The organism is Clavibacter capsici, from assembly GCF_001280205.1.
Lineage (GTDB): Bacteria > Actinomycetota > Actinomycetes > Actinomycetales > Microbacteriaceae > Clavibacter > Clavibacter capsici.
On the sequence record NZ_CP012573.1, the window covers coordinates 2152170 to 2176261 of the forward strand.

At 74.2% G+C, this 24092-nt stretch carries 25 protein-coding genes; 10 read left to right on the forward strand and 15 right to left on the reverse strand.

The features are described 5' to 3' along the window. Positions 1–69: 69 nt before the first annotated feature. The 5 genes from AES38_RS10130 to AES38_RS10150 form a co-directional block, all read right to left on the reverse strand. Positions 70–1545 (reverse strand): NCS2 family permease, encoded by a 1476-nt coding sequence (locus AES38_RS10130; protein WP_053774861.1) that lies wholly within the window; start codon positions 1543–1545, stop codon positions 70–72. 121 nt (positions 1546–1666) lie between these two features. Beyond that, positions 1667–1918 (reverse strand): hypothetical protein, encoded by a 252-nt coding sequence (locus tag AES38_RS10135; protein WP_053774862.1) that lies wholly within the window; start codon positions 1916–1918, stop codon positions 1667–1669. Continuing rightward, positions 1915–3096, reverse strand: a complete 1182-nt coding sequence (locus AES38_RS10140; RefSeq protein WP_053774863.1) for an inorganic phosphate transporter — start codon at positions 3094–3096, stop codon at positions 1915–1917. The genes AES38_RS10135 and AES38_RS10140 overlap by 4 nt, the downstream gene beginning before the upstream one ends. Positions 3097–3214: 118 nt before the next feature. After that, positions 3215–4948 carry a carboxylesterase/lipase family protein gene (locus AES38_RS10145; RefSeq protein WP_053774864.1) on the reverse strand — a complete coding sequence of 578 codons (1734 nt, stop codon included), beginning with the start codon at positions 4946–4948 and terminating at the stop codon, positions 3215–3217. A 22-nt stretch (positions 4949–4970) separates the two neighbouring features. Beyond that, a complete protein-coding gene (locus AES38_RS10150) occupies positions 4971–6551 on the reverse strand; it encodes a CYTH and CHAD domain-containing protein (RefSeq protein ID WP_053774865.1) in 1581 nt (526 codons plus the stop codon). A 91-nt stretch (positions 6552–6642) separates the two neighbouring features. On the opposite strand from AES38_RS10150, the gene AES38_RS10155 reads away from it, so the two are divergent. Then, on the forward strand, positions 6643–7836 hold the full coding sequence (locus tag AES38_RS10155; protein WP_053774866.1) for a YihY/virulence factor BrkB family protein: 1194 nt from the start codon (positions 6643–6645) through the stop codon (positions 7834–7836). Here AES38_RS10155 and AES38_RS10160 read toward each other — a convergent pair. From AES38_RS10160 to AES38_RS10170, 3 genes are all read right to left on the reverse strand, one after another. Beyond that, on the reverse strand, positions 7781–8800 hold the full coding sequence (locus AES38_RS10160; protein WP_053774867.1) for an NADP-dependent oxidoreductase: 1020 nt from the start codon (positions 8798–8800) through the stop codon (positions 7781–7783). The genes AES38_RS10155 and AES38_RS10160 overlap by 56 nt on opposite strands. A 178-nt stretch (positions 8801–8978) precedes the next feature. Then, positions 8979–9926 carry an NmrA family NAD(P)-binding protein gene (locus AES38_RS10165; protein WP_053774868.1) on the reverse strand — a complete coding sequence of 316 codons (948 nt, stop codon included), beginning with the start codon at positions 9924–9926 and terminating at the stop codon, positions 8979–8981. Next, positions 9923–10537, reverse strand: a complete 615-nt coding sequence (locus AES38_RS10170; RefSeq protein WP_053774869.1) for a MarR family winged helix-turn-helix transcriptional regulator — start codon at positions 10535–10537, stop codon at positions 9923–9925. The genes AES38_RS10165 and AES38_RS10170 overlap by 4 nt, the downstream gene beginning before the upstream one ends. 92 nt (positions 10538–10629) lie before the next feature. Between AES38_RS10170 and AES38_RS10175 the strand changes: the two genes are divergently transcribed. Beyond that, the gene (locus AES38_RS10175) at positions 10630–11799 is read left to right on the forward strand and encodes an epoxide hydrolase family protein (protein WP_053774870.1); all 1170 of its coding nucleotides are present in this window, start codon (positions 10630–10632) and stop codon (positions 11797–11799) included. Between the two features lie 25 nt (positions 11800–11824). Here the strand turns inward: AES38_RS10175 and AES38_RS10180 are convergent, their stop codons facing one another. Further along, complete coding sequence (locus AES38_RS10180) at positions 11825–12517, reverse strand: SDR family oxidoreductase (protein ID WP_053774871.1); 693 nt, start codon at positions 12515–12517, stop codon at positions 11825–11827. Positions 12518–12646: 129 nt separating this feature from the next. On the opposite strand from AES38_RS10180, the gene AES38_RS10185 reads away from it, so the two are divergent. Next, a complete protein-coding gene (locus AES38_RS10185; RefSeq protein ID WP_053774872.1) occupies positions 12647–12997 on the forward strand; it encodes a hypothetical protein in 351 nt (116 codons plus the stop codon). Between the two features lie 121 nt (positions 12998–13118). Continuing rightward, positions 13119–13577, forward strand: a complete 459-nt coding sequence (locus AES38_RS10190) for an Hsp20/alpha crystallin family protein (protein ID WP_053774873.1) — start codon at positions 13119–13121, stop codon at positions 13575–13577. 98 nt (positions 13578–13675) lie between these two features. Here AES38_RS10190 and AES38_RS10195 read toward each other — a convergent pair whose 3' ends face one another. Genes AES38_RS10195 through AES38_RS10205 form a run of 3 tightly spaced genes read right to left on the reverse strand, consistent with a single transcriptional unit; the run spans position 13676 to position 19184 of the window. After that, the gene (locus AES38_RS10195; RefSeq protein ID WP_244629154.1) at positions 13676–16225 is read right to left on the reverse strand and encodes a GNAT family N-acetyltransferase; all 2550 of its coding nucleotides are present in this window, start codon (positions 16223–16225) and stop codon (positions 13676–13678) included. After that, a complete protein-coding gene (locus AES38_RS10200) occupies positions 16222–17598 on the reverse strand; it encodes a lysine N(6)-hydroxylase/L-ornithine N(5)-oxygenase family protein (protein ID WP_053774874.1) in 1377 nt (458 codons plus the stop codon). Before AES38_RS10200 ends, AES38_RS10195 begins: the two co-directional genes overlap by 4 nt. Then, positions 17595–19184, reverse strand: a complete 1590-nt coding sequence (locus tag AES38_RS10205) for a pyridoxal phosphate-dependent decarboxylase family protein (RefSeq protein ID WP_053774875.1) — start codon at positions 19182–19184, stop codon at positions 17595–17597. The genes AES38_RS10200 and AES38_RS10205 overlap by 4 nt, the downstream gene beginning before the upstream one ends. Positions 19185–19394: 210 nt before the next feature. On the opposite strand from AES38_RS10205, the gene AES38_RS10210 reads away from it, so the two are divergent. From AES38_RS10210 to AES38_RS10230, 6 genes are all read left to right on the forward strand, one after another. Continuing rightward, entirely contained in the window at positions 19395–19706 is a 312-nt protein-coding gene (locus AES38_RS10210) for a hypothetical protein (RefSeq protein WP_053774876.1), read from the forward strand. Position 19707: 1 nt separating this feature from the next. After that, the gene (locus AES38_RS16035) at positions 19708–19857 is read left to right on the forward strand and encodes a hypothetical protein (RefSeq protein ID WP_167441226.1); all 150 of its coding nucleotides are present in this window, start codon (positions 19708–19710) and stop codon (positions 19855–19857) included. A gap of 102 nt (positions 19858–19959) precedes the next feature. Continuing rightward, entirely contained in the window at positions 19960–20244 is a 285-nt protein-coding gene (locus tag AES38_RS10215) for a hypothetical protein (RefSeq protein ID WP_053774877.1), read from the forward strand. A gap of 2 nt (positions 20245–20246) precedes the next feature. Continuing rightward, positions 20247–20537: a hypothetical protein gene (locus AES38_RS10220; RefSeq protein WP_244629155.1), complete on the forward strand. Its 291-nt coding sequence runs from the start codon at positions 20247–20249 to the stop codon at positions 20535–20537. 46 nt (positions 20538–20583) lie between these two features. Next, positions 20584–21480: a glucose 1-dehydrogenase gene (locus AES38_RS10225; protein ID WP_053774879.1), complete on the forward strand. Its 897-nt coding sequence runs from the start codon at positions 20584–20586 to the stop codon at positions 21478–21480. Between the two features lie 128 nt (positions 21481–21608). Continuing rightward, positions 21609–22340 carry a hypothetical protein gene (locus AES38_RS10230; protein WP_053774880.1) on the forward strand — a complete coding sequence of 244 codons (732 nt, stop codon included), beginning with the start codon at positions 21609–21611 and terminating at the stop codon, positions 22338–22340. Positions 22341–22431: 91 nt separating this feature from the next. Here AES38_RS10230 and AES38_RS10235 read toward each other — a convergent pair whose 3' ends face one another. From AES38_RS10235 to AES38_RS10245, 3 genes are all read right to left on the reverse strand, one after another. Continuing rightward, the gene (locus AES38_RS10235) at positions 22432–22875 is read right to left on the reverse strand and encodes a hypothetical protein (protein WP_157883525.1); all 444 of its coding nucleotides are present in this window, start codon (positions 22873–22875) and stop codon (positions 22432–22434) included. Between the two features lie 193 nt (positions 22876–23068). Beyond that, a complete protein-coding gene (locus tag AES38_RS10240; protein WP_053774882.1) occupies positions 23069–23485 on the reverse strand; it encodes a hypothetical protein in 417 nt (138 codons plus the stop codon). A gap of 156 nt (positions 23486–23641) precedes the next feature. Further along, a complete protein-coding gene (locus AES38_RS10245; RefSeq protein WP_053774883.1) occupies positions 23642–24070 on the reverse strand; it encodes a hypothetical protein in 429 nt (142 codons plus the stop codon). Positions 24071–24092: the final 22 nt, after the last annotated feature.

The window sequence follows — 24092 nt, forward strand, 5'->3', positions numbered from 1 at the left end:
GGGGTCCCCTCCCACCTTACGCAGACCTGGGCGTCGCGCGGCCGCGGACGGCGGCGCGAGGCCCGCGGGTCAGACGCCGAGCAGCTGCTCGATGGGGCCGCGCGCGAAGAACACGAGGAACCCGGCCGAGACGACCCAGAGCAGCGGCGACACCTCGCGCGCGCGGCCCGAGAGGGAGCGCACGAGCACCCACGACAGGAAGCCGACGCCGATGCCGTTCGCGATCGAGTACGTGAGCGGCATGACCACCACGGTGAGGAAGACGGGCAGCGCGACGGAGAAGTCGGTCCACACGATGTCCCGGATCTGCGACGCCATGAGCGTGCCGACGATCACCAGCGCGGCGGCCGCGACCTCGAGCGGCACGACCTGCGTGAGCGGCGTGAAGAACATCGCGAGGAGGAACAGGACGCCCGTGACCATCGAGGCGAGGCCCGTGCGCGCGCCCTCGCCGATGCCGGACGCCGACTCGATGAAGACCGTGTTCGACGAGCTCGAGGTGGCACCGCCCGCGACCGCGCCGAAGCCCTCGACGACCAGCGCGCCCTTGAGGCGGGGGAAGTCGCCGCGCTCGTCCGACAGGTCGGCCGCCTTCGCGAGGCCCGTCATGGTGCCCATCGCGTCGAAGAAGTTCGTGAAGACCAGCGTGAAGACGAGCATGAGGCTCGAGATGATCCCGATGCGGCCGAAGGCGCCGAAGTCGAACGCGCCGACGAGGCCGAGGTCCGGCAGCGCGACCGGGACGCCGGGCACGACGGGCGCGTTGAGGTTCCAGCCGGTGGCGCCCGAGGTGTTCGACGGGCCGATGTGGAAGACCTGCTCCACGACGATGGCGATGAGCGTGGTCGCGACGATGCCGATGAGGAGCGCGCCCGGCACGCGACGGGCCATGAGCACGCCCATGATCACGAGGCCGACGATGAAGACGACCGTCGGCAGCGACGCGATGGAGCCGTCGATCCCGAGCGCGAGCGGCGACGCCGGCACGCCCGTGCCGCGCACGAAGCCGGAGTCGACGAAGCCGATGAACGCGATGAAGAGGCCGATGCCGACCGTGATGGCGGTCTTGAGCTCCCGCGGGACGGCTCGGAAGATCAGCGTGCGGAGGCCCGTGGTGGCGAGCAGCACGATCACGAGGCCGTTGATGACCACGAGGCCCATCGCCTCGGGCCAGGTCACCTCGCCGACCACGCTGACCGCGAGGAACGAGTTGATGCCGAGGCCCGCGGCGAACGCGAACGGGAGGCGCGCGACCAGGCCGAACAGGATGGTCATGACGCCCGCGGTGAGGGCCGTCGCGGCCCCGACCTGCGACGCGCGCAGCCAGTCGCCGTCGATGTCGAGCGTGGCCGCGTCCGCGCTGAAGCCGCCGAGGATCAGCGGGTTGAGCACGACGATGTACGCCATCGTCACGAAGGTGAGGACTCCGCCGCGGATCTCGCGCGCGTACGTCGAGCCGCGCTTCGTGATCTCGAAGAACCGGTCGAGCGCGCCGCGCGCTCCGGAGGTGTCGGGGGCGGGGGACGACGTGCGCGCTTCGGTCATGGCTTCTTCCGCGAGGGGTCGGGACGGACGACGGGGAGGGAGAGGAGCCGACGACCTTGTCGGACGGGGTCGAGCCTAGGGGCGGGTGCGCGGCCGGACCAGCCGGGATGAGCGCCCGCGGTCAGGAGTGCAGGGCCGGGACGATGAGGTAGACGCCGTAGAGCACGGCGAGGCCGCTCAGGGCGAAGCAGGCGTAGCCGCCCACGGTCGCGGCCTGCGGGCGGATGCCCGTGACCGAGACCTTGTCGCCCTCGTCGTCGTACTCGGTGCCGACGGCGAGGAGCCGGACCCCGAGCGAGAAGAGGCAGACCACCGCGACGGCGCCCACGAGGGCGGCCACGGCGACGATGAGGAACGCGCTCCAGTCGATCATGCGGCCTCCCTGGCCTTCCGGGCGGCCTTGGTGGCCTTGCGTCCGCGCACCGCGAAGCCCGCGGCGTCGACCTCGACGATGGCGTTGCGGGCGTGCACGGCGTTCCGGCGCGAGCGCCAGAAGATCCAGACGATGACGGCGACGCCGACGACCGCGTCGATCACGAAGCCGACCGTGCCCGTGCTGGCGACGAACGCCGCGAGCGCGCCGACGATGGCGGCGGACGGCAGCGTGAGCAGCCAGCCGAGCGCGATCTTGCCCACGGTGTTCCAGCGCACGGAGGCGCCGCGGCGGCCGAGGCCCGAGCCGATGACGGATCCGGAGGCGACCTGCGTGGTCGAGAGCGCGAAGCCGAGGTGGCTGGACGCGAGGATCGTGGCCGCGGTCGACGCCTCGGCGCTGAAGCCCTGTGCGGGCTTGACCTCGGTGAGGCCGGACCCCATCGTGCGGATGATGCGCCAGCCGCCCATGTAGGTGCCGAGCGCGATGGCGACGGCGCACACCGCGATGACCCAGAACTCGGGGCCGGAGCCCGCCGCCTGGAAGCCTCCCGCGATGAGCGTGAGGGTGATGATGCCCATGGTCTTCTGCGCGTCGTTGGTGCCGTGCGCGAGCGCGACGAGCGAGGACGTGAAGATCTGGCCGTAGCGGAAGCCGCCGCGCTCGTTCGGGCCGCTCGAGCGGCGCGTGATCGAGTACGCGAGCTTGGTGGTCGTGTAGGCGATGAGGCCGGCGATCGCGGGGGCGAGCAGCGCCGGGAGGATGACCTTCGACATCACGACGCCGAAGTCCACCGAGCCGACGCCCGCGCCCACGACGGCCGCGCCGATGAGGCCGCCGAACAGCGCGTGGCTCGAGCTCGACGGGAGGCCCCGGAGCCAGGTCACGAGGTTCCACACGATGGCGCCCATCAGCCCCGCGAAGATCATGGCGGGGGTGATCTGGACGCCGCCGTCGCCCTCGCGGATGATGCCGCCGGAGACGGTCTTGGCCACCTCGGTGCTGAGGAACGCGCCCACGAGGTTGAGGACCGCGGCGATCGCGACCGCCACCCGCGGCTTCAGCGCACCCGTCGCGATGGGGGTGGCCATCGCGTTCGCCGTGTCGTGGAAGCCGTTGGTGAAGTCGAAGAACAGGGCCAGGGCGATGACCAGGACGACGATGAGGGTGAGATCCACTACCGGATCCCTCGAGCGGATGTCACAGTCGTCGATCCTAACGGCCTGCACACGGTGCGCCGGGACGGGCGACCCGGGGATGGCGATCGGGTGAACATCCGGTGCCGTCGGTGGCGGGTCAGATGTGCGGCACGAAGTCGCGCCAGGCGACGCGGCGGTCGGCGTGCGGGTCGTGCTCGACCCGGTCCACCACGTCGAAGACGAGGGTGGCGCGGCGGCGCGGTCCCCGGTCGCGGATGCCGCCGGGGCGCACGCGGGGCGGACGGGGGCCGGATCCCGGCCGCGACGGACCGCGCTCCCCCGGCGATCCGGTGCCGGCCGTGGCGTCGTCGTCCTCGTCGAGGTCGCGCAGCGCGTCCTCGTCGTCGCCCACGTACGCCGGCCAGGACTCGTCGACCGTGCCGTCCTGCGCGAAGCGGAGCCAGGCGATGCGCATCCGCTCCCCCGCCGCGACGAACGCCCGCCGGCCGCCGAGCAGCGTCATGCCGCGGCCGACCAGCGAGTCCATCCGGTCGAACAGGGCGAAGAGCTCGAGCCCGTGCGTGGCGTCGAGGCCCATGAGGCGCACCAGGCGCGGCGCGATGTCGAAGCGGTAGAAGTGCACGGGCGCGTAGCGGGCGTGGCGCTCGGCGACCTTGATCGACGGGAACCAGAACGCGTAGTCGCCGCCGAAGTCGAGCGCGGCGCGGCGCTTCGGGAGACCCGGGTAGAGCCCGGCGAGCTCCTCGCGATGCTCCTCGTCGGTCTTGGCGAACACCGCCTCGATGCGCTCCGGCGTGGTCGCGAGGATGTCGAGCCGCCCGGTGAACAGGGATCCCTCGCGCTCGTTCGTGCCGATGATGAGCGGCACGCGCGCCGCCCGGCCGTGCTTGAAGGCGTCGAGCGGGCGCTCCGGCAGCACGTCGCCGTCGATGACCGGGCTGAAGGTGATGGTGCCCGGCTCCTGGTCGGGCGTGCGCACCATGAGCTCGTTCGCGGCGGCCGCCAGCGTGGACGAGCTCGCGGTGGTGAGGAGGCGCACGGCCTCGGCGTCGTCGGGCGCGCGGCCGGCGCGGTCCGCCAGGAGCCCCACGAACTGCTCCGCCCACCGCGCCGTCTGCTCCGCCGGGTAGACCGCGTTCGTGGGAGAGCTCTGCGCGATGGCGCGCGCGAAGAGGCCGTGGGCCGACGGCACGGCCATCAGGGTGGTGACGGCGTTGCCGCCCGCGGACTCGCCGAAGACCGTGACGTTGTCGGGATCCCCGCCGAACGCCCGGATGTTCTCGCGCACCCACCGGAGCGCCTGCACCTGGTCGCGGAGCCCGAGGTTCGACTCGATGGGGCGCTCCGGCGTCGAGTAGCGGCTGAAGTCGAGGTAGCCGAGCGCGCCGAGCCGGTAGTTGAAGCTGACGTAGACGATGCCGCCCTGGCGCACGAGGCCCTCGCCCTGCACGGGGACCTCGCGCGAGGAGCCGACGACGTAGGCGCCGCCGTGGATGAAGACCATGACCGGCCGCAGCTGCGACTCGCGGTTGACGCGCGCGGCGTCGGGGCTGAGGCCGGACGGCGCGATGACGTTGATGGTGAGGCAGTCCTCGCCCATGGGCGTGCCCTGCGGCGCCCCCATGAAGGCGCCCGCGCTCACCTGCGGCGCGACCTTGCCGAAGTGCTGCGCGAAGCGCGCGCCCTCCCAGCCGACGACGGGCTGCGGGGCCCGGAAGCGGAGGTCGCCGCGAGGCGGGGCGGCGAACGGGATCCCGCGCCACGCCTCGACGCCGCGCTCGCGCACGCCGCGCACGGTGCCGCCCGTGACCCGCACGTCGAGCTCCGAGGGGTCGTACGCCGGGGTGGGCGGATCGGCGTCGGGGGTCACCCGACGAGTCTACGAGCCGGTCTCACGCTCCCGGGACGGCGGTGGCGAGCAGGCGCTCGACCGCCTGCTGCGCCCGCCAGAGCGCGGACTCGGTGCGCAGGCGCTCGGCCTCGTGCAGCACGCCGAGCGCGAAGGAGTCCCCGCCGCGGGCCGCGAGGCGCTTGGCCTCGTCGCGCAGGAGGCGCTGCATGGCGAGGCCGTCGCGGTGCTCGCCGAGCTCGTCGTGCACCTCCTCCGCGGCCGTCGCGAGGCGCATCGTCTTCCGCCCGAGGACCGTGACCGTGCGGCCGCTGACCTCCTCGGCGGCGTAGCGGAGGCGCTTCGCGGCCTTGCGGACCTCGTGCAGCGCCTCGGTGCGCGCGGCCTCGCCCACCGCCTCCTGCGCGACGGCGGCCCGGCGGCCGACGCGCTCGGCGTCGCGGCGGAGGGCGGCGTGCAGGGTCGGGCCCGCGGGCGCGGTGGCGTCGTGCGCGAGCGGCGGATCCGCCACCAGCCGGTCGAGGTCGTCGAGGAGCGCGACGTAGCGCGGGGACGACAGGGCGCGGATCACCCGCTCGCGGGCGCGGCGGTAGCGCTCGTCGAGGACGTCGTGCAGGGCGTCGCCGACGTGGTCGGGCACGGTCTCCGCGTCGTGCTCGACCACGGACCAGACGACGCGGTCGCGCAGGACCTCCATGTCGCGGGCGTCGCCGAGGACCGCGCCGAGCGCCGTGAGCTCGGCGCGGACGGGCGCGGTGGCGGCGGGGTCGACGACGTCCTGGTGGGTGCGGAGGGCGCTCCGGAGGCGGCGCACGGCGACGCGCATCCGGTGCACGGCGTCGTGCTCGTCGGCGCGCACGTGCGGGTCGGCGGCGACGAGGTCGCGGACGCCGCGGGCGAGGATCGCGCGGGCCACCTCCGACGCCGGGCTCTCCTTCGTGAGCGTCGCGGGATCCGGCAGGGCGGGCCCGGCGGGCGCCTGGCGGCCGAGCGCGTCGGCGCCGAGCGCGCGGGCGAGCTTGGAGGCGCTGTCGGAGGGGCGCGCGCCGGCGTCGAGGACGTGCCGCTCGATCCGGTCGAGGAGCGCCGTGCGCTGCCTCCGCTTCGCGGGCGCGTCGGGCAGCAGCTCCACCTCCCACTCGTGCCAGGCGCGCACGGTGCCGCGCACGTCGGACCCGGTGACGCGGTCGTCGGCGAACTCCGCGACCGCGCGCCCCTCGGCGTCGTGCAGGGTGACGATGGTGCGCACGGTCTCGAGGCGCGCGAGCGGCGTGAGCTCCCGACCGCGGACGTGCACGGCGACCTGGTCGAGCACCGGGCCGGGGATCGCGCCGTCGCCGTCGTCGCCCTCCGCGAGCGGCCAGCCGAGCTCGGTGCGCCCCTCTCCCCCGTCGGCCGGGAGCTTGACGTGCCAGCCGGCGTCATGCCCGCCCTCGCGACGGCGGAGGATCATGCGGCGGTCGGCGAGCGCGTGGTCCGCGGTGTCGAGGTAGACGGCGACGAGCGTGACGGGATCCGCGGCACGCGCCTCGGCGACGCCCTCGATCCCCTCGAACGGCGGGACGGGCACCCCGTCCGGGACGTCGTACTTGCGCTCGATCTCGACGGACTCCGTGTGCACCATCCCCCCTGTGTAGCGCACGCGGCCGACCGCGGCCAGCCGCCGGGGGCCGTCGGGTCCGCCGCCGCGTCGGGCGTGGGTCAGACTGGCGGGCATGCCCCACCGCCCGACCCGCGCCGCCGCCGACGACGCCGGACCCCAGGCGGAGCTCGACGAGGCGGCGCTCCACCGGCGTCAGCGCATCGGCCGCGAGCTCGGCTGGTACGCCTGCCGCCGCGCGGTCTACGGCTTCATGAAGCACCGCGGCATCGACATGGCCGCGAGCCTCACCTTCTACTCCACGCTGTCGCTCGTCCCGGCCGCGGTCGCCGTGCTCAGCCTCATCGGCCTCGTCGGCGACACGCGCGCCGGCGTCGAGGGCGTGCTCCGCGTGCTCACGGCCGTGCTCGGCGACTCCGCCGTCGACGTGATCCGCGACCCCGTCGAGCAGCTCGCCGACGGGCCGCGCTCCGGCGTCGCCTTCACGGTCTCGTTCCTCGGCGCCCTCTGGACGTCGGCCGCCTACGTCACCGCGTTCGGCCGCGCGATGAACCGGGTGCAGGAGACCGAGGAGGGCCGGCCGCTCGTGAAGTACCGGGCGCTGATGCTCGTGGTGACGATCGTGCTGCTGGTCGTGAGCGTGGTGATGGTCGGCATGCTGCTGCTCACCGACGAGGGCGCCCGGGCGCTCGGGCAGCACCTCGGCCTCGGCGACACGACGCTCGTGGTGTGGGCCGTGGTGAAGTGGCCGCTGCTCGTGGTGCTGCTCACGGGGATCATCGGGGTGCTCTACGCGGCCACCCCGAACCTGCGCCGGCGCCGCGTGGACCTGCTCACGTGGGGCAGCCTGGTCGCGATCGTCGCGTGGGGCCTCGGCACGGCCGGGTTCGTCGCGTACGTGACGCGGATCGCGACCTACGAGTCGACCTACGGGGTGCTCGGCGCGGTGATCGTGCTGCTGCTGTGGCTCTACATCGGGAACCTGTCGCTCGTGCTGGGCGGCGAGCTCGACGTGGAGATCATCCGCGCGCGGCAGCTGCAGGCGGGGATCCCCGCGGAGCACGCGCTGCGCCTGCCGGTGCGCGACACGACGCGCGCCGAGCGCCTCGCCCGCCGCCGCGCCCTCCTCGAGGACGAGGGCCGGCGGCTCCGCGAGGCGCGGAACGGGGAGGACGCGCCCGGGGACACCGACGGGGAGCGCCGGGCGGACGCACCGCCGACGCTCCCCGAGGACGACACGAGGGAGGTGCGGGTCAGGCGGAGGCGCTGGTCCGCACGACCATCTTCCCGACGTTCTCGCCGCGCATGAGGCCGGTGAAGGCCTCGAACGCGCGGTCGATGCCGTCGATCACGGTCTCGTCGGCCGTGATGCGGCCCTCGGACAGCCACGGGCCCATCTTCGCGGCGAACTCGGGCGCGAGGTCCTGGTGGTTGCCGAGGGTGAAGCCGCGGAGCGTGAGGCCGCGCGTGACGATGCGGCCCGTGTTGCGGATCGCGACCTCCTCGCCCGTGGAGTTGTAGGTCGAGATCGACCCGCAGTTGGCGACGCGGCCGAAGTCCTTCAGGGCGCCGAGCGCGGCCGAGAGGTGGTCGCCGCCGACGTTGTCGAAGTAGAGGTCGATGCCGTCGGGCGCCGCCTCCGCGAGCTTCCGCTCGAGGTCGCCGCCGTGGTAGTCGAACGCGGCGTCGAAGCCGAGGTGGGAGGTGAGGCGCTCGACCTTCTCCGCGGATCCCGCGCTGCCGACGACGCGCGAGGCGCCGAGCAGGCGGGCGATCTGGCCCACCATGGAGCCGACCGCGCCGGCCGCGCCGGAGACGAAGACGACGTCGCCCTCCTGGATGGACGCGATGCGGGTGAGGCCGACGTAGGCGGTGAGGCCCGTGAGGCCGAGCACGCCGAGGTGGGCGGAGGACGCCACGCCGGGCACCTCGGGGACGGGGCGGAAGCCCGCGGCCTGTCCCTGGGCGACGTCGCGCCAGCCGAGCATGTGGCTGACGAGCGTGCCGACGGCGAGGTCGTCGGAGCGGGACTCGACGACGCGGCCGACAGCGGATCCGGTCATGGCCTCGTCCAGCTGGAAGGGCGGCACGTAGGACGGCACGTCGTTCATGCGGCCGCGCATGTAGGGGTCCACGGAGATGAACTCGTTCTCGACGCGGACCTCGCCGTCCTGCAGGTCGGGGAGGTCGACCTCCACGCGGCGGACGTCGTCGGGGGTGGGCTCGCCGGTGGGGCGCTTCGCCAGCTGCCACTGGATGCTGCGTGCAGACATGGGTCTCCTTCGTTCTCGGGTGCGGGCGGTCGGACGGCCGGCCCGCGGCGCTCGTGGCGCGGCCCCACCCTTCCACCGCCCGCTGGATGCCGCACCCAGCGAGCCGTGGCCTCGGGGCGGGACGGCCGGGCGCGTCGCCCCGCACCCGGCCGCCGTCCGGCGCGGCTCCCCGCTGCGGCTACGCGGGGGACGCGGCGCCGCGCTCGGCGACGTGCGCGGCCAGCACGTCCCGGACGGTCGTCCACGCGTGCTCGCCGAACCGCTCGCGGTCGACGTGGAGGAGCTCCGCCTCGCCGCTGTACATGCTCACGAGGTACTGCATCCCCTGCCAGGCCGGGAACGTCTCCTGCTCGTCGCGCGCGACGCGGCGCATGGCCTTGCTGGCCGTCGAGAGGACGCCGGTGGATCCCGCCCACTGGAGGGCGAAGGGCGTCCCGGTGAGCTCGGTCATGGTCCGCGCGATGTCGCGCGCCGTGACCCGATCGCCCGCGACCTCGACCACGCGGGGCGCGTCGTCGTCGAGCGCGACGAGCGCCGTCACGCGGGCCGTGTCGTCCTTGGAGGTGAAGTCGAGCACCTGGTCCGCCGACGACCAGTAGAGGACGCGGCGGCGGTCGAACAGCACGATGGGCGCCTGCCCCGTGAGCATGTCCGCGAAGGCGCCGATGAGCACCGAGGTGGCGCGCACGGGGGCCGCGTCGACGTCGGCCGCGAACTCGCGCCGCAGCTCGAAGTTGCGGTTGCTGCCGGGCGTGACCCGGCGGTAGTCGGCGGAGTAGTCCGAGGGGATGAAGCGCGGCACCCCGGCCTCGACGGTCGCCGCGAGGAGCGCGCGCTGCGCCCCCACGATCACGGCGCGGGCCCCGCTGACGGCGGAGACGACGACGCGCGCGCCGGCGACCGCGCGGATCAGCCCGGCCCGGTCGGTGTAGGCGGCCTCGACGACCTCGACGCGCGGGTCGTCGCCCCACGCCTGGGCGGCCGCGGTGCTGCCGGGCCGGGTGAGGACGCGGACGCGCGCGCCGACGGCGAGCAGCTCGCGGACGATGCGGCGGCCGATGTCGCCCGTCGCGCCGGCGACGACGACGGGGGCGGATGCGGGGGAAGCGGGGATCGGGGTGCTCATGCGGGTTCTCCATCTGGGGTGGTGCGGCGCGCCGGGCGGCGCGAGCGGTGGGGGGCGGCGACGGGCTGCTCGAGCCGCGCGACGTCGGGGTGGCCGGTGCCGGCGCCTTCCGCGTCGCCGGTGCCGAGGGCGACGCGCGCGAGGAGGCGACGGAGCGCCGTGCGCTCGTCGGGCGCGAGGTCGCGCATCAGGGCCTCCTCCACGTCGTGGAGCGCGATGCGAGCCGACCCGAGGAGGGCGCGTCCGGAGTCGGTCGCGACGACCTGCCGGATCCGCCGGTCGCTCGGGTGGGGCTGCCGCTCGACGTGCCCGCCCGCGGCGAGCGCGTCGATCACGTACGTCATCTGCGTCTTGTCGATGCCGAGCCGCTGCGCGAGCGCGAGCTGCGACGACGGCTCCTCCGTGGTGATCGCGACGAGCACCTGGTACCCGCGTGGGCCGCCCGGCACGTCGGCGACGGCGGTCTGCGCGGTGCGGACGAAGCCCTGGTAGACGGCCTGGATGGACCAGCCGAACTGCGTCTCGATGCCGCCGGAGCCCCAGTCGATGCCCGAGGCGTCCACGTCGGGATCGGCGCGGTGGCGGTCGCGGTGCGCGGCGGAGGAGGTCATGCCGAGATCATATGTCGAAGAGATCGTCTTGTGCAAAGATCATCTCCGAGCGCAGGCATCGGCCGCGCCCCCTCCACCGATCGGAGCCGCGCATGAGCGCCATCACCCCCTTCCACCTCGACGTCCCGCAGGCTGACCTCGACGACCTCCGCCGTCGGCTCCTCGCCACGCGCTGGCCCGAGCCGGAGACCGTCGGCGACACGTCGCAGGGCCCGCAGCTCGCCCGCATGCGCCGGTTCGTCGACCGCTGGGCGGACGGCTACGACTGGCGCCGCACGGAGGCGCTCCTGAACGCGTGGGGCCAGCACACGACCGAGGTCGACGGCCTCGACATCCACTTCCTGCACGTCCGCTCCCCCGAGCCGGGCGCGCGCCCGCTGATCCTCACGCACGGCTGGCCGGGCTCCGTCCTCGAGTTCCGGCACGCGATCGGCCCGCTCACGGATCCCGTCGCGCACGGCGGATCCGCCGAGGACGCCTTCCACCTGGTGATCCCGAGCCTCCCGGGCTTCGGCTTCTCGGGGAAGCCCGCGGCCACCGGCTGGGACGCGGCCCGCACCGCCCGCGCCTGGTCGGAGCTCATGCAACGGCTCGGCTACGACGCCTGGTACGCGCAGGGCGGCGACCTCGGCGCGACCGTCACGTCCGAGCTCGCGGCGCTCGAGGCCGCGGAGGGCATCGGGCTCCGCGCGATCCACCTGAACATGGCGCCCTTCATGCCGACGGACGACGAGATGCGCGACGCCACCGACGAGGAGCGGCGGATGATGGCGGAGACCGGCCGCTACTGGCAGGAGTTCTCCGGCTACTCGCAGATGATGTCGACCCGGCCGCAGACGGTGGGCTACGCGCTCCAGGACTCCCCCGTCGGCCTCGCCGCGTGGATCTACGCGATGTTCCAGGACGTCGGCGGATCCCACGACGAGCACGGCGACGCGGAGGCCCTCTTCCCGCTCGACGAGATGATCGACGACGTGATGCTGCACTGGCTGCCCGGCACGGCGGCCTCCGCGGCCCGCTTCTACTGGGAGTCGGCACGCGGCGGCTGGGCGACGCCCGGCACCGTCGAGGAGCCGATCACGGTGCCGACCGGGCTCAGCGTCATGCCGGGCGAGTACGTGCGCCGCTCGCGCCGCTGGGCCGAGCGCCGCTACGCCGACCTCGTGCTCTTCCACGAGGTCGAGCGCGGCGGGCACTTCGCGCTGCTCGAGCAGCCGGGGCCGCTGGTGGACGACATCCGGGCGACGTTCCGCGGGCGCTGATCCCGGCGGGGGCGGCGACCGCTGATCAGCCGCCGAACGGGCGCAGCGACACCGACTCGAGCGTGCCGTCGCGGGTCTGGTCGACGACGAGGCGCACGGCGCGCGCGACGGAGGCGGGCTCGAGGTAGCGCGCCTCGTCGTACTCGCCGCCCTCCTTGGCGCGGAGCTCGCGCTGCATGTCGGTGGCGACGCGGCCCGGGTGCACGCTCGAGACGCGCACGCCGTGCGGCCGCTCCTCCTCGCGAAGGGCGTCGCCGAGGGCGCGGAGGGCGAACTTGGATCCCGCGTAGACGCCGCCCGTGGGGTTGGCCGTGAAGCCGGATCCGGAGTTGACGAGCACGACCTGGCCCTTCGCCGCCCGGAGCGCGGGGAGGAGCACGCGGGTCACCTCGGCGACGGCGAAGACGTTGACCTCGAAGACGCGGCGCCACTCGTCGACGGGCGTCTCGGACACGGCGTCGCCGCCGATCACGCCGGCGGAGTGGACGAGCACGTCGAGGCGGTCGAGCTCGGGCACGAGGTCGGCGAGGCCGCCCCCGGCGAGGTCGGCGGCCCAGCCGACGGCGTCCGGCAGGGAGGCGGCGAGCGCGTCGACGGCGGCGCGGTCGCGGCCGTGGACGATGACGCGGTGCGTGCGCGCGAGGTCCTCGGCGACGGCGCGGCCGATGCCGCGGGTGGCCCCGGTGACGAGGGCGACGGGGCGGGCGTGGTCGGTCATGGATCCTCCTGGGTCGCGGTCCTCCAGGCTATCGACGGCGTCCGGCCGCCCCGTCGGGAGCAGCCGGGAGCATGACGTAGCGTGAGGGGGTCCGCCGCCGAGCGGCCCGCCGCCCGAGAGGATCCGCCCGTGCATGCCCGCTTCCCCGCCAGCCTCGAGGTGCTGCGCCAGGAGGCCCGCGACGAGCTGGACGCCGTGATAGAGCACCGCTGCCGGAACGGCGACGACCCGTGGGAGGTCATCCCGCAGCTGCCGACGGTCGACGAGCACGTCGTCGCGACCCTCCGGCAGGACGCGCTCGAGGCCGACGGCATGGCCGAGGAGCTGGCGCGCGTCCGCCATCCGTCGACCGCTCCCGGCGTGGTCGCGCGCTTCGAGTACCGGCTGCTGCGCGGCATCGCGCTCGAGCACCCGGACCTCTCGCGCGCGGTCTGGACGCTCATCGGCCGCATGGAGCGCGACCTCCGCCGACGCGCCTGAAGAGGTGGTCAGCGCTGCATTCGCCGTCGGCGATCGTCTTGGCACTCCCCTGCGTCGAGTGCTAATCTCGACGTAGTTGAGCCGAGGGGGCTCAACCCACAGATCATCAGAGGAGTCGAGCATGAACATGACCTTCGATCCGTTCCGCGAGCTGGACCGCGCCATGGGCGCCCTGGCCGAGACCCGCCAGCCCAACCGGCCCATGCCGATCGACCTGCACCGCGAGGGCGACACCTACGTGCTGGCCGCCGACCTGCCCGGCATCGACCCGGGATCCGTCGACATCGACGTGGACGGCCAGCTGCTGACCATCCGCGCGGAGCGCACGCTGGCGGGCGACCAGGACGTCCGCTGGCTCGCACGGGAGCGCGTCGCCGGCACCTTCCTCCGCCAGCTGACGCTCGGCCAGGGCATCGACACCGAGCGCATCTCGGCGCACTACGCCAACGGCGTGCTCAGCGTCACCATCCCGGTGAGCGAGCGGGCGAAGCCCCGCAAGATCCAGGTGACCTCCGACGAGCCGCAGGGCCAGGAGGGCCGCACGCTGAAGGTCGAGCAGGCCGCGCCCGTCGCGAGCTGATCCGACCGGCGCCCGGTGGCGCCACCACGACGAGGAGCCGTCGTCCGCGAGAGCGGGCGGCGGCTCCTCGTGCGTCCGGGCTCAGCCGATGCGCGGGCTCAGACGATGTGCGGCCGCAGCCCCGCGTGGATCGCGAGCGGGTTCCGCAGCGAGCCGTGGACCTGCATCACGGGCGCCTGCAGGTCGACCATGCGCAGGTTGTCGCGCAGCTGCAGCCGGTTGAGGCACGAGCGGTCGAACGACGGCGTGAACAGGTCGAACCGGGAGAAGCGCTCCGCGAGCTCCGGGTGCGCGCGCTCGTGGTCGGCGAGCGCCTCGGCCGCCACGCGCCAGAGGCCGTCGGGGCCGAGGTCGTCGCGGTCGGCGACGAGCGCCGCCGCGAAGCGCAGGAAGCCGTCCATCACGTCGGTGAAGACCGTGAGGGTGCGCTCGCCCTCGGGGATGTCGAGGCGGATCCGCCGCACGTCCTCCGGCAGCTCGCGCTCCAGGTCGAAGAGGGCGACCTCCTCGGCGATGTCCTTCATCAGCACGCGCACGACGACGTGGTCGCGGAGCACGAGGATCACGTTCTCGCCGTGCGGCATGAACGCGAGGTCGTGCGCGATGAGCGCGTGCGTGAGCGGCACGAGGTACGCGTCCAGCCAGCGGCGGATCCACGCGGCCGCGCCGATCCCCGACGCGTCGATGAGCTCCCCCAGCACCGTCTTCCCGTGCGCGTCGACGTGCAGCAGGCTCGTCATGCTCATCAGCCGCTCGCCCTCGGCGAGGCCGGGTACGGGCGACTCCCGCCAGAGCGCGGACAGCATCTTGCCGTGGGGGTGGCCGGGCGGCAGGGCCGCGTCGACCCGGGCGTCGCGCACGCCGACGGAGGCGACCTCCCGCAGGATCCCGAAGCCGAGGCGCGCGAACTCCCCGTCGCCCGCCACCAGCGCGTGCACCCAGTCGTTGATCGCCGGGGTCACCGCCATGTACGCCGGCGAGAGGCCGCGCGTGAATCCCATGTTGAGGATCGACAGCGACGTCTTCACGTAGCAGCGCTCCGGGGTCGTGCGGTTGGCCCACGTGCGGATCGACTGCTGGGCCCCGTACTCGTCGTCGCCCGTGCCGAGCAGCACGATGTCGCGACGGGCTACGAGGCCCGCGAAGGTCACCGTGACGACGTTCTCCCACTGCCACGGGTGCACCGGCACGAGGATCCGCTCCGCCGGGTCGATGCCGAGCTCCGCCATGCGCGCGCGGAAGCGGGCCCGGGCGGATCCCCCGAGCTCCGCGTCGAGGAAGGCCTCCCGGTCGAGGCCGTCGATGGCGGCGAAGTGCGCGAGGCGCTCGTGCACGGCGAGCCAGAGGATCCGCACGTCCTCCCCCGCCTCGGGCGCGTACCGGTCGTGGTCGTCGAGGTCGAAGCCGATGCGGCCGTTGGTCGCGACGAAGCAGGGATGGCCCTCGTCCATCGTCGACTCGACCTCGGCGTAGGACGCGGTGAGGAGCCCGCGCGCGTCCGGCACGTCGCGCAGGCGCGAGAACGCGGCGGCCGACAGCGTGCTCTGGATCTCGTCGAGGTAGACGGGCAGGACCTCGTCGGTGATCCCGAGGCGGTCGCGGAGGTCGAGCACGAGGTCGGTCGCGTCGAGCTCCGCGGGCTCCCCGTCGACCGTGCGGCGGATGCTCGCCTCGTCGACGTCCCAGTGGTCGAGCTCGAGGACGCGCGCGCGGTAGGCGTAGCGGCTCCGGCCGTCGGCGCTCGCGACGCGGTACGGGGCCCAGTCCGCCGGGTCGTGGGGGCGGCGGGGCTCGCCGGGCAGCAGCTCCGGTTCCACGCGCTCGGGCGCGATGAGCAGCTCGTGGGCGAACTCGGCGAGCGCCTTGCGCACGAGGTGGCGGGTGGCGGCGGCCCAGACGTCGGGGCGGAGGTGGTCGGCGCGGTGGACGCTCGGATCCGGCTCGACGGCAGCGGGTGCCGCGGGGACGGGCGTCCCGGGCGTCGCGGCCGCGGCGCGATCGGCGCCGGCGGGGCGGAGCCGCTCGGTGGGGCGGTCGCGGCCGGTCGCGGGGTCGTGGGTCAGGGTCATCGGATGTCCGTCCGTCGGAGGGGTGTGCGGGAGGAGGGCGTCGTCGCGGTCGACGACGCTGAGGAGCGCGTGCTTCGTGCCGAGGTCGACGACGCGGAGCGGCCGGAAGCCGACGAGCTCGTTGAGGCGCTGGATCCGGGCGTTGCGGACGTCCGGCTCGACGACCAGGCGCCGCACGGCCGGATCCCGCAGCAGGTGCGCGACCACGTGCCGCATGACCGCCGTCGTGAAGCCCGGCAGCGGATCGCCGGAGGGCGGGGCCACCAGCAGGTGCATCCCGCGGTCGCCGGGGAGCGGATCCAGGTGCGCGCCGATGGGGTCGTCGGCCGGGTCGTAGGCCTCGACGAGGAACGCGGGCATTCCGTCGTGGAGGCCGATCCAGGCCTCGCGCGCCGGATCCGCGACGATCGACGCGTACTCGGCCCGCACCTCCTCGAGCGTCGCGTGCTCCATCTGCCAGAAACGGGCGCGGGGTGCGGTGACCCACGCGTGCACGAGGGCGGCGTCGGCGTCCGGGTCGAGCGGGCGCATCGCGAGCGGGTAGGCGGGCGCCTCGACGGCGGGCGCGGGCGCGCTCACGCGAGCACCCCCGATCCGGCGGCCGGCGCGCCGTCGGGCAGCCCGAACTCCTGGAACGCGATCCGCTCCTCCACCGGGTAGGGCTCCCGCCCCGTGATCGCGCGCAGGATCCGCGAGTTCCGGTGCGCGGTCATCCCGAGGTCGGGCGCGACGAAGCCGTGCGTGTGCACCTCCGCGTTCTGCACGAAGAGCGTGCCGTCGTCGTCGACCGTGTGCTCGCGCGCCACGTCGAGCCGGCCGCGCGCGTCGCGGTGCACGCGGTCGCCGAGCCCGTCGAGGATCCGCGGGGCCCGTGCGTCGTAGCCGCTCGCCATGATCACCGCGCCCGTCGGCCACTCGCGCTCCGCGCCCGTCTCCGCGTGCCGCAGCCCGAGGACCGCGCCGCCGTCCGCGGTCGGGCGCGCCGACACGACCTCCGCGTTGGTGAGCAGGCGGGTGGGCACGCCGGATCCCGCGTCGCCGCCGGCCGCGAGCCGCCCCTCCGCCCGCAGCGCGTCGAACGCGAGCCGCTTCCGGTACAGCGTGTGGAACACGTCGGCGATCAGCTCCGAGTCGATCCCCTTGTAGAGGTTCCGCTGATCGCGCAGCAGCACGTCGCGCGCATCCGCGGGCAGGCCGAAGAAGTGGTCGCTGTACTCCGGGCTCGTCATCTCGAGCGTGAGGCGCGTGTACTCGAGCGGGAAGAACCGCGGCGAGCGCGTGATCCAGTCGAGCCGGTAGCCGCGGGAGTCCACGTCCTCGAGGAGGTCGCGGTAGATCTCCGCGGCGCTCTGCCCGCTGCCGACCACCGTGATCGCGTCCCGCTCCTGCAGCGCGTCCTTGGCGCCGAGGTAGCCGGAGCTGTGCACGACGCCCGGCAGGTCGCGGACGGCCTCGGGGAGCCACGGCGGCGTGCCGACGCCGACCACCAGGTTCCGCCCGCGGTGCACGTGCGCGGTGCCCGCCGCGTCGACCGACTCGACGACGTACGCGCCGCAGGACTCGTCGAAGGAGATCGCCCGCACGTCGCGATCGAGCTCGATCCCCCGCGCGCGCTCGGCCGCCCACCGGCAGTACGCGACGTACTCGCTGCGCAGCACGAAGAAGTCCTCGCGGATGTAGAAGGAGTACAGCCGCCCGGTGTCCTTGAGGTACGCGAGGAACGAGAACCGCGAGGTCGGATCCGCGAGCGTCACGAGGTCGGCGAGGAACGGCGTCTGCAGGTGCGCGGTCGGCAGCATCATGCCGGGGTGCCAGTCGAAGCGGGGCTTCCGCTCGAGCACGACGAGGTCGAGGTCGAGCGGATCCGCGAGGCAGGCGAGGCCGAGGTTCGCGGGGCCGAGGCCGATCGCGACGACGTCGTGGACGCGGTCGGGGGCGGAGGCGGCGCTCATCGGCCGGCCTCCGCGGCGGTCGCGCGCGCCGCCTCGTCCAGACCGGCGTCGAGCGCGTCGCCCGCCTCCACGACCATCCCCAGGATCTCGGCGATGTGCGCGTCGGTGGTCGCCGGGTTGAGCAGCGTGAGCTTGAGGTGCGCGCGGCCGTCCACGCGGGTGGCCGCGACCATCGCCCGGCCGGAGTCCTGGATCGCCTGGCGGATGCCGCGGTTGACGGCGTCGGAGCGCACCCCCGCGTCCGGCCCCGCGCATCCGTCCCGCTCCCCCGCCGGCACGTACCGGAACACGAGCGTGCTGATCTCGGGCCGCACCACCACGTCGAGCGCCGGATCCCGCCGCAGCGCCGACCACGTGCGGTCGGCCAGCGCGATCACGTCGTCGAGCATCCGCCCCACCCCGTCGGCGCCCACCGTCCGCAGCGTGAGCCAGAGCTTCAGGGCGTCGAAGCGCCGCGTGGTCTGCAGCGACTTGTCGACCTGGTTCGGGATCTCCTCGTGCGCGCGGTCCGCCGGGTTCAGGTAGTCGGCGTGCAGGGTCGCGTGCCGGAGCGTGCGGCCGTCGCGCACGATCAGGGCGCTGGAGCTCACCGGCTGGAAGAAGGTCTTGTGGTAGTCGACGGTCACGGAGTCGGCCCGCTCGATCCCGTCGAGCAGGTGCCGGTGCCGGAGGGAGGTGAGGAGCCCGCCGCCGTACGCCGCGTCGACGTGCAGCCAGATCCCCTCGCGCCGGCAGACGTTGCCGATCGCGGGCAGCGGGTCGACGCTGCCGAAGTCGGTGGTGCCGGCGGTCGCGACCACGGCGACGGGCAGGAGCCCTGCCGCGTAGCAGCGCGCGAGCTCCCGCTCGAGGGCGTCGACGCGCATCCGCTTGGCATCGTCCGCGGGCACGCGGATGACCGCGTCGGGGGCGAGGCCGAGGATCCGGGCGCTCTTCTCGACGCTGAAGTGGCCGACGTCGCTCACGAGGATCCGCATCCGCTGCCGGTCGGCCATCGCCAGGCCGTGCACGGCCGCCGCCTCGTCGCGGGCGACGAGCAGCGCCTGCAGGTTCGATTGACTGCCGCCGCTCGTGAAGACGCCGTCCGCGTCGTCGCCGAGGCCCGCGCGGCCCGCGGTCCAGTCGACGAGGGCGCGCTCGATGAGGGTCGCGCCCGCGCTCTGGTCCCACGTGTCCATCGACGTGTTGACGCTCGAGAGGATGAGCTCGCCCGCGATGGCCGGGATGAGGATCGGGCAGTTGAGGTGCGCGACGTACGACGGGTCGTGGAACCAGACGGCGTCGCGGAGGTACAGGTCGTCGAGCTCGTCGAGCGCGTCGTCGAGGCCGCCGAGCGGGCGGTCCAGGTCGAGCCCGGCGAAGGACCCGCGGAGGCGGTCGGGCGTGATGCCGGTGAACGGGCCGTCGGCACGCCGGGCGGCCGTGCGCACGTGGGCGGCGGCGGCGCGGAGGGCGGCGTCCCAGCCGGGGAGCGAGCGGTCGGAGAACAGCTCGGCGGCGGGATCGGCGTCGGCCGCGAGCGGGTCGGCGCGGGAGTCGGCGAGCGTCTGGTCGGACGGGAGGGCGGCGTGCGGGGAGAGGGTCATGGGTCCTTCGTCGGTTCGATGGGGAGCCGTGTCCGGGTCACGAGCGTCAGGATCTGTTAGGCAAGGCTCACCTAATATGGGGGCGCTCGGACGGGAACGCAACCCGGCCGACGCCGACTCGCGGGGACCCTCCGCGAGGCGGTAGCGCGACCCCGATTCGGGGGCGCGAATGCCCGGGTCGCGTCGCCGGGCGACTCGTAGGGTGGGGGCATGAGCGACCGAGACGACCCCACCGACGGCATCCGCACCGGGCGCGGGCCCGGCGATCCCGACGGGCTGGTGACCGTGGACGACGTGGTCGGCGGCGACGACTCCCCCACCGGCGTGGGCGACGCGGTCCGCCAGCCCGACGGCACCGGCTATGGGCATGCGGAGGAGGACTCCCTCGAGGTCGAGGACGCGGATCCCGCGAGCGCCGCCTACCCCGAGGTCCCCGACAACCGGGCCGTCACCGCCGCCGACTCGCACATGAGCGCGCCCGCCGACGACGCCGCGGGCCACGTCGACCCCGAGGGCCGCTGACGTGACGGATCCCGCCGCCGCCCCGCGCCACCCGCTCGCCGAGGCCGCGCCCATCGACGCCGACTCGGTCGCCGAGCGCGCGGAGGCGGCGGAGGAGGACGCCCGCGAGGACGCACCCGACCCGTTCGGCGAGGGGCCCGACGACCAGTGATCCGCCCCCGGACACGCGGCGACGACGCGCTCCGGACACGACACATGAGCGTTGCCTGAGCGCCACCACACAGCTCTCGGGGCCGAGCGTAGCGTCGGATGCATGGACACCGACGACCCGCGCCTCCAGCCCGCGGACACCTCAGACACCGACCAGGACAAGGACTTCATCTCGCCCAGCGAGGACGACACGCGCGTCAAGCAGGAGCAGCAGATCGTGGAGAGCGAGGGCGTCTCCGACGACGTGCCCGCCGCCGCGGACGACGTGCAGGTGCTCCCCGGCTCGGGCGGACCGGACGACGTCGGCGAGATCGACGTGGATCCCGACGAGCTCAACCTCAGCGGCGACTCGATCCCCGGCCACCCCAAGCCCGAGGCCGGTGAGTGACCGTGACCGACGCCACCTCCGCCACCCCCGCTGACGACTCCACCGGCGACGACACGGCGCTCGACACCGAGGCCCTCGCGAACGACACCGTCGTCAACGACGCCGTCGCCGGCGAGACCGTCCTCCCCGACACCGACGAGCCCGTCGAGGAGCCCGACGACGACGCCGTCATGGGCGCCGACGCGGAGCCCACCGCCGACGTCCTCGGCGTCGACGGCGAGGCCGAGCCCGTGCTCGCCGAGAACGACCTCCAGGGCCAGGACATCGACCTGGACGACACCCCGCCCAGCTGATCCACCCTCCCCTTCCCGCACGCACACCCCAGCACGAGGAGACCCCATGAGCACCGACCAGTACACGTTCCAGGACCCGACCAAGATGTACGCGGACATCCAGCCCAGCGCGCAGCAGCAGGACGGTCCCGGCCTCGACTCCGCGCTCGACGACACCGCGGACCGCGGCGAGAAGACGTACCGCGGATCGAACCGCCTCGAGGGACGCAAGGCCCTCGTCACCGGCGCCGACTCCGGCATCGGCGCGGCCGTCGCCATCGCCTACGCCCGCGAGGGCGCGGACGTCGCGCTCTCCTACCTCCCCGAGGAGGAGGAGGACGCGAAGAAGGTCGTCGCCCTCATCGAGGAGGCCGGTCGCAAGGCCGTCGCCATCCCCGGCGACATCGCCACGGCCGAGTTCAGCCGCGAGCTCGTCGCGAAGGCGGTCGAGGGCCTCGGCGGACTCGACATCGTCGTCAACAACGCGGGCAAGCAGCAGAACGTCGACGCGCTCGAGGACATCTCGGACGAGGAGTTCGACCTGACCTTCAAGACCAACGTCTACGCGATGTTCTGGATCACGAAGGCCGCGCTGCCGCACCTCAAGCCCGGCTCGTCGATCATCAACACGTCGTCGATCCAGGCCTACGCGCCGTCGCCGAACCTCGTCCACTACGCCACGACCAAGGCCTCGATCAACGCGTTCTCGAAGGGCCTCGCCGGCCAGCTGGCGCCCAAGGGCATCCGCGTGAACGTCGTCGCGCCCGGCCCGATCTGGACCCCGCTGCAGACCGCGGGCGGCCAGCCCGAGGACGCGCTGCCCGAGTTCGGCGAGCAGACCCCGCTCGGCCGCGCCGGCCAGCCCGCCGAGCTCGCGCCCGCCTACGTGTTCCTCGCCTCCAACGAGTCGAGCTACGTCATCGGCGAGACGCTCAACGTCAACGGCGGCATGCCGACGCCCTAGCGGCACGCGCCTCGGCGCATCGCACCACCGCACCGCCCGACGCCCGGGTCGACCAGCAGGTCGGCCCGGGCGTCGTCGTGCGCCGCCCCCACCGGGACGGGCAGCCCGCACCGGAATAGGGTCGGGAGATGACCGGCACCCCGGCCCGCATCGGCGGGAACGTCCTCGCGGGGCTCATCTCCGCCGTCCGTCTCGTGCGTCGTCCGCGCCCGTTGCATCCGCACGGTGTCGCGCTCACCGGGAGGCTGTCGCCCGTCGCCGGTCGCGCCGCGTCGGGGCTGGCCTGGCTCGACGGGCTCGACGCCCCGCTCGACGTCGACGCCCGCTTCTCGCGCGGCGGCGGCCTCCCGGCGGCGCTGCCCGACGTGCTCGGGCTCGCGCTGCGGATCCCGGGCGGCGAGGGATCGACGGTGGACGTGCTGCTCGCGTCGACGGGCCTGTCACCGGCCGGCCGGCTCCTCCTCGCGCCGCGGCGGGCCCTCTCCGGGGCGCGGCTCACGACGCTCATGCCGTACCGCGGATCCGCGGGGCCGGTGCTGCTCGGCGTGCTGGTGGACCAGGATCCGCCGCTCCCCGCGGGCACCGACGACCTCGGGCGCGCGCTCGCGGATCGGCCGGTGCGCCTGCGGCTCGTGCACGCGGCGCCGCGGGGGCTCTGGCACGTGGCAGCGCGCATCGAGCTGACGCACGACGCCGCCGGACCGCTCGACACGGCGACGCGCGCCGATCCCGTTCTCGCGGCACCGCCCGGCGACACCACGTACCCCTGGACGCGCCGGCTCCGCTCCCCCGGCTACCGGGTCGCGCGGGCGGGCCGCCCGGTCGCCTCCCGCCACGCCGCGCACGACCCCGACGCCTGACGCCTGACGCCCAGGGCGTCCCCCGGACGACGAGACGGGCCGGAGGAGACCCCCGGCCCGTCGCGCATGCGCGCCGCTCACGCGCGCCGTGTCACCGAGTGCACTGCAGGACCTTCATCTGGGGGATCCGCGCGACGAGGGACGAGCACCTCGCCGAGAACTGCTGGATGAGGATGGTGACGTCCAGTCGGCACATCCTGCCCAGGTTCGCCGTCCCGCAGACGTCGTCCGCCGCCTGAGCCGGCGTCCGCGCGCCCTCGCGCACCAGGTCCACGATGAACGCGGGGACCGAGATGACGTGCGAGGTGACGGCGCGATCGCTGGCCGCCGGCGGGACCGCGTCGGAGGAGCCCGTCGTGCTCCCGGCGACCGCGGCGGAGTACGCCACGCCGGGTGCAGCGGACGCCGGACCGGCCGGGATGGACACGGAGACGCCGAGGGCGACGACGATGGCGAGGACGGCGGCGGCGAGCACGCGCCGAGGGCGGGCACGTCGGGAGATGAGGGGCCGGGCGCTTTCGAGGTGAGAGGTCATCGAGACTCCTGGTGGTCCGCGGCGACCGTCGCCGTGGAGCAAGGGAACCGTAGCCGCGGGGCGGATGCCGTGCCGGTCATCCACCGGAGCGGGCGTGAACGTCAGACGAACGACTGCGGAAGCGGCGGACCCGCGTGGTAGGGCGCGCCCATGCGGAGCGGGCCGGAGGCGGTCCTCCGGCCCGCCCGTCGGCTCAGCCCTTCCGGCAGCGCGACAGCTGGATGGAGGGGATCACCGCATCCATCCCGTAGGTCTGGCAGTCGTCGTCCTTGGCGAGGTTCCCGCGCAGCAGCGGGAGCACGTACTTGAGGCACTGGTTCCCCAGGTCGTACGAGTTGCACACGTCGATCGCGGCGCCCAACGTGCCGCCCGCGTACCCGCGGTCGATGTACCGCGGAGCGATGTAGAGCCTGCCCGTGCGCTGACGGTCGCTCGCGGTCACGGCCCCGGTGGCGGCCGTCTGGTGCTCCACGGAGTAGGTGCGCGTCGACCCGCTCGCGGCCGACGCCGCATCGGTCGGCGCGGCGACGGAGACCCCGAGGGTCACGACAGCGGCGAGCGCCAGGGCGGCGGCCAGGCGCCGAGCGGCGCTGCTGATCCGAGATGGCATGAGTGCTCCTTCTGCGCGCGAGAAAGGGGGGGATCGCGGCGGATCGAGACGCTAGCCGGTCCTCGGGGCCGGGCAGCGGCCGCGGGCCGCGCCTGTGCACTCGGCCCTCCCGCCGCACCGATCCGGAGCGGCGGGAGGGCCGAGCGCGTGCGACCGTCAGCCGCAGTGCGACTGGAAGGCATCGGGGAACACGACGGTGAATCCACCGGTGATGTTGCAGGTCCTCCAGTCCGCCACGCCCTGTCCACGCCGGAGGACGTACGAGACGATCACCACGCAGTTCTTCCCCGACCGGTTCGCCGTGCAGATCTGCGCCGCGAGCTTGTAGGAGTCGGTCAGCCCGAACGAGAGTCGCGCCAGGTCGGACGGCGTCACGAAGAAGGAGCGGTTGACGAGTCCCGCCTGGCTCGCCGTGATCGAGCCGGCGTCCGCGGTGGAGGACGAGGACACCGCGGCGGGCGCCGCGGATGCCGGGTCGGTCGGGGCGGACACCGACACGCCGAGGCCGACGACCGCCGCGAGGACGGCCGACGCCAGGAGGCGCCGGGAGGTGGGACGCGGGGTGCGTGCGAGGCGGGATGACATGTGCGCTCCTTCTGCTCCGCGA

What these genes read in the sequence shown, in the direction of transcription:
- AES38_RS10130 (WP_053774861.1), bottom strand. Translation starts at nt 1,545, where the DNA reads ATGACCGAAGCGCGCACGTCGTCCCCCGCCCCCGACACCTCCGGAGCG.
- AES38_RS10135 (WP_053774862.1), bottom strand. Translation starts at nt 1,918, where the DNA reads ATGATCGACTGGAGCGCGTTCCTCATCGTCGCCGTGGCCGCCCTCGTG.
- AES38_RS10150 (WP_053774865.1), bottom strand. Translation starts at nt 6,551, where the DNA reads ATGGTGCACACGGAGTCCGTCGAGATCGAGCGCAAGTACGACGTCCCG.
- AES38_RS10155 (WP_053774866.1), top strand. Translation starts at nt 6,643, where the DNA reads ATGCCCCACCGCCCGACCCGCGCCGCCGCCGACGACGCCGGACCCCAG.
- AES38_RS10160 (WP_053774867.1), bottom strand. Translation starts at nt 8,800, where the DNA reads ATGTCTGCACGCAGCATCCAGTGGCAGCTGGCGAAGCGCCCCACCGGC.
- AES38_RS10165 (WP_053774868.1), bottom strand. Translation starts at nt 9,926, where the DNA reads ATGAGCACCCCGATCCCCGCTTCCCCCGCATCCGCCCCCGTCGTCGTC.
- AES38_RS10170 (WP_053774869.1), bottom strand. Translation starts at nt 10,537, where the DNA reads ATGACCTCCTCCGCCGCGCACCGCGACCGCCACCGCGCCGATCCCGAC.
- AES38_RS10175 (WP_053774870.1), top strand. Translation starts at nt 10,630, where the DNA reads ATGAGCGCCATCACCCCCTTCCACCTCGACGTCCCGCAGGCTGACCTC.
- AES38_RS10180 (WP_053774871.1), bottom strand. Translation starts at nt 12,517, where the DNA reads ATGACCGACCACGCCCGCCCCGTCGCCCTCGTCACCGGGGCCACCCGC.
- AES38_RS10190 (WP_053774873.1), top strand. Translation starts at nt 13,119, where the DNA reads ATGAACATGACCTTCGATCCGTTCCGCGAGCTGGACCGCGCCATGGGC.
- AES38_RS10200 (WP_053774874.1), bottom strand. Translation starts at nt 17,598, where the DNA reads ATGAGCGCCGCCTCCGCCCCCGACCGCGTCCACGACGTCGTCGCGATC.
- AES38_RS10205 (WP_053774875.1), bottom strand. Translation starts at nt 19,184, where the DNA reads ATGACCCTCTCCCCGCACGCCGCCCTCCCGTCCGACCAGACGCTCGCC.
- AES38_RS10210 (WP_053774876.1), top strand. Translation starts at nt 19,395, where the DNA reads ATGAGCGACCGAGACGACCCCACCGACGGCATCCGCACCGGGCGCGGG.
- AES38_RS10215 (WP_053774877.1), top strand. Translation starts at nt 19,960, where the DNA reads ATGGACACCGACGACCCGCGCCTCCAGCCCGCGGACACCTCAGACACC.
- AES38_RS10225 (WP_053774879.1), top strand. Translation starts at nt 20,584, where the DNA reads ATGAGCACCGACCAGTACACGTTCCAGGACCCGACCAAGATGTACGCG.
- AES38_RS10230 (WP_053774880.1), top strand. Translation starts at nt 21,609, where the DNA reads ATGACCGGCACCCCGGCCCGCATCGGCGGGAACGTCCTCGCGGGGCTC.
- AES38_RS10235 (WP_157883525.1), bottom strand. Translation starts at nt 22,875, where the DNA reads ATGACCTCTCACCTCGAAAGCGCCCGGCCCCTCATCTCCCGACGTGCC.
- AES38_RS10240 (WP_053774882.1), bottom strand. Translation starts at nt 23,485, where the DNA reads ATGCCATCTCGGATCAGCAGCGCCGCTCGGCGCCTGGCCGCCGCCCTG.
- AES38_RS10245 (WP_053774883.1), bottom strand. Translation starts at nt 24,070, where the DNA reads ATGTCATCCCGCCTCGCACGCACCCCGCGTCCCACCTCCCGGCGCCTC.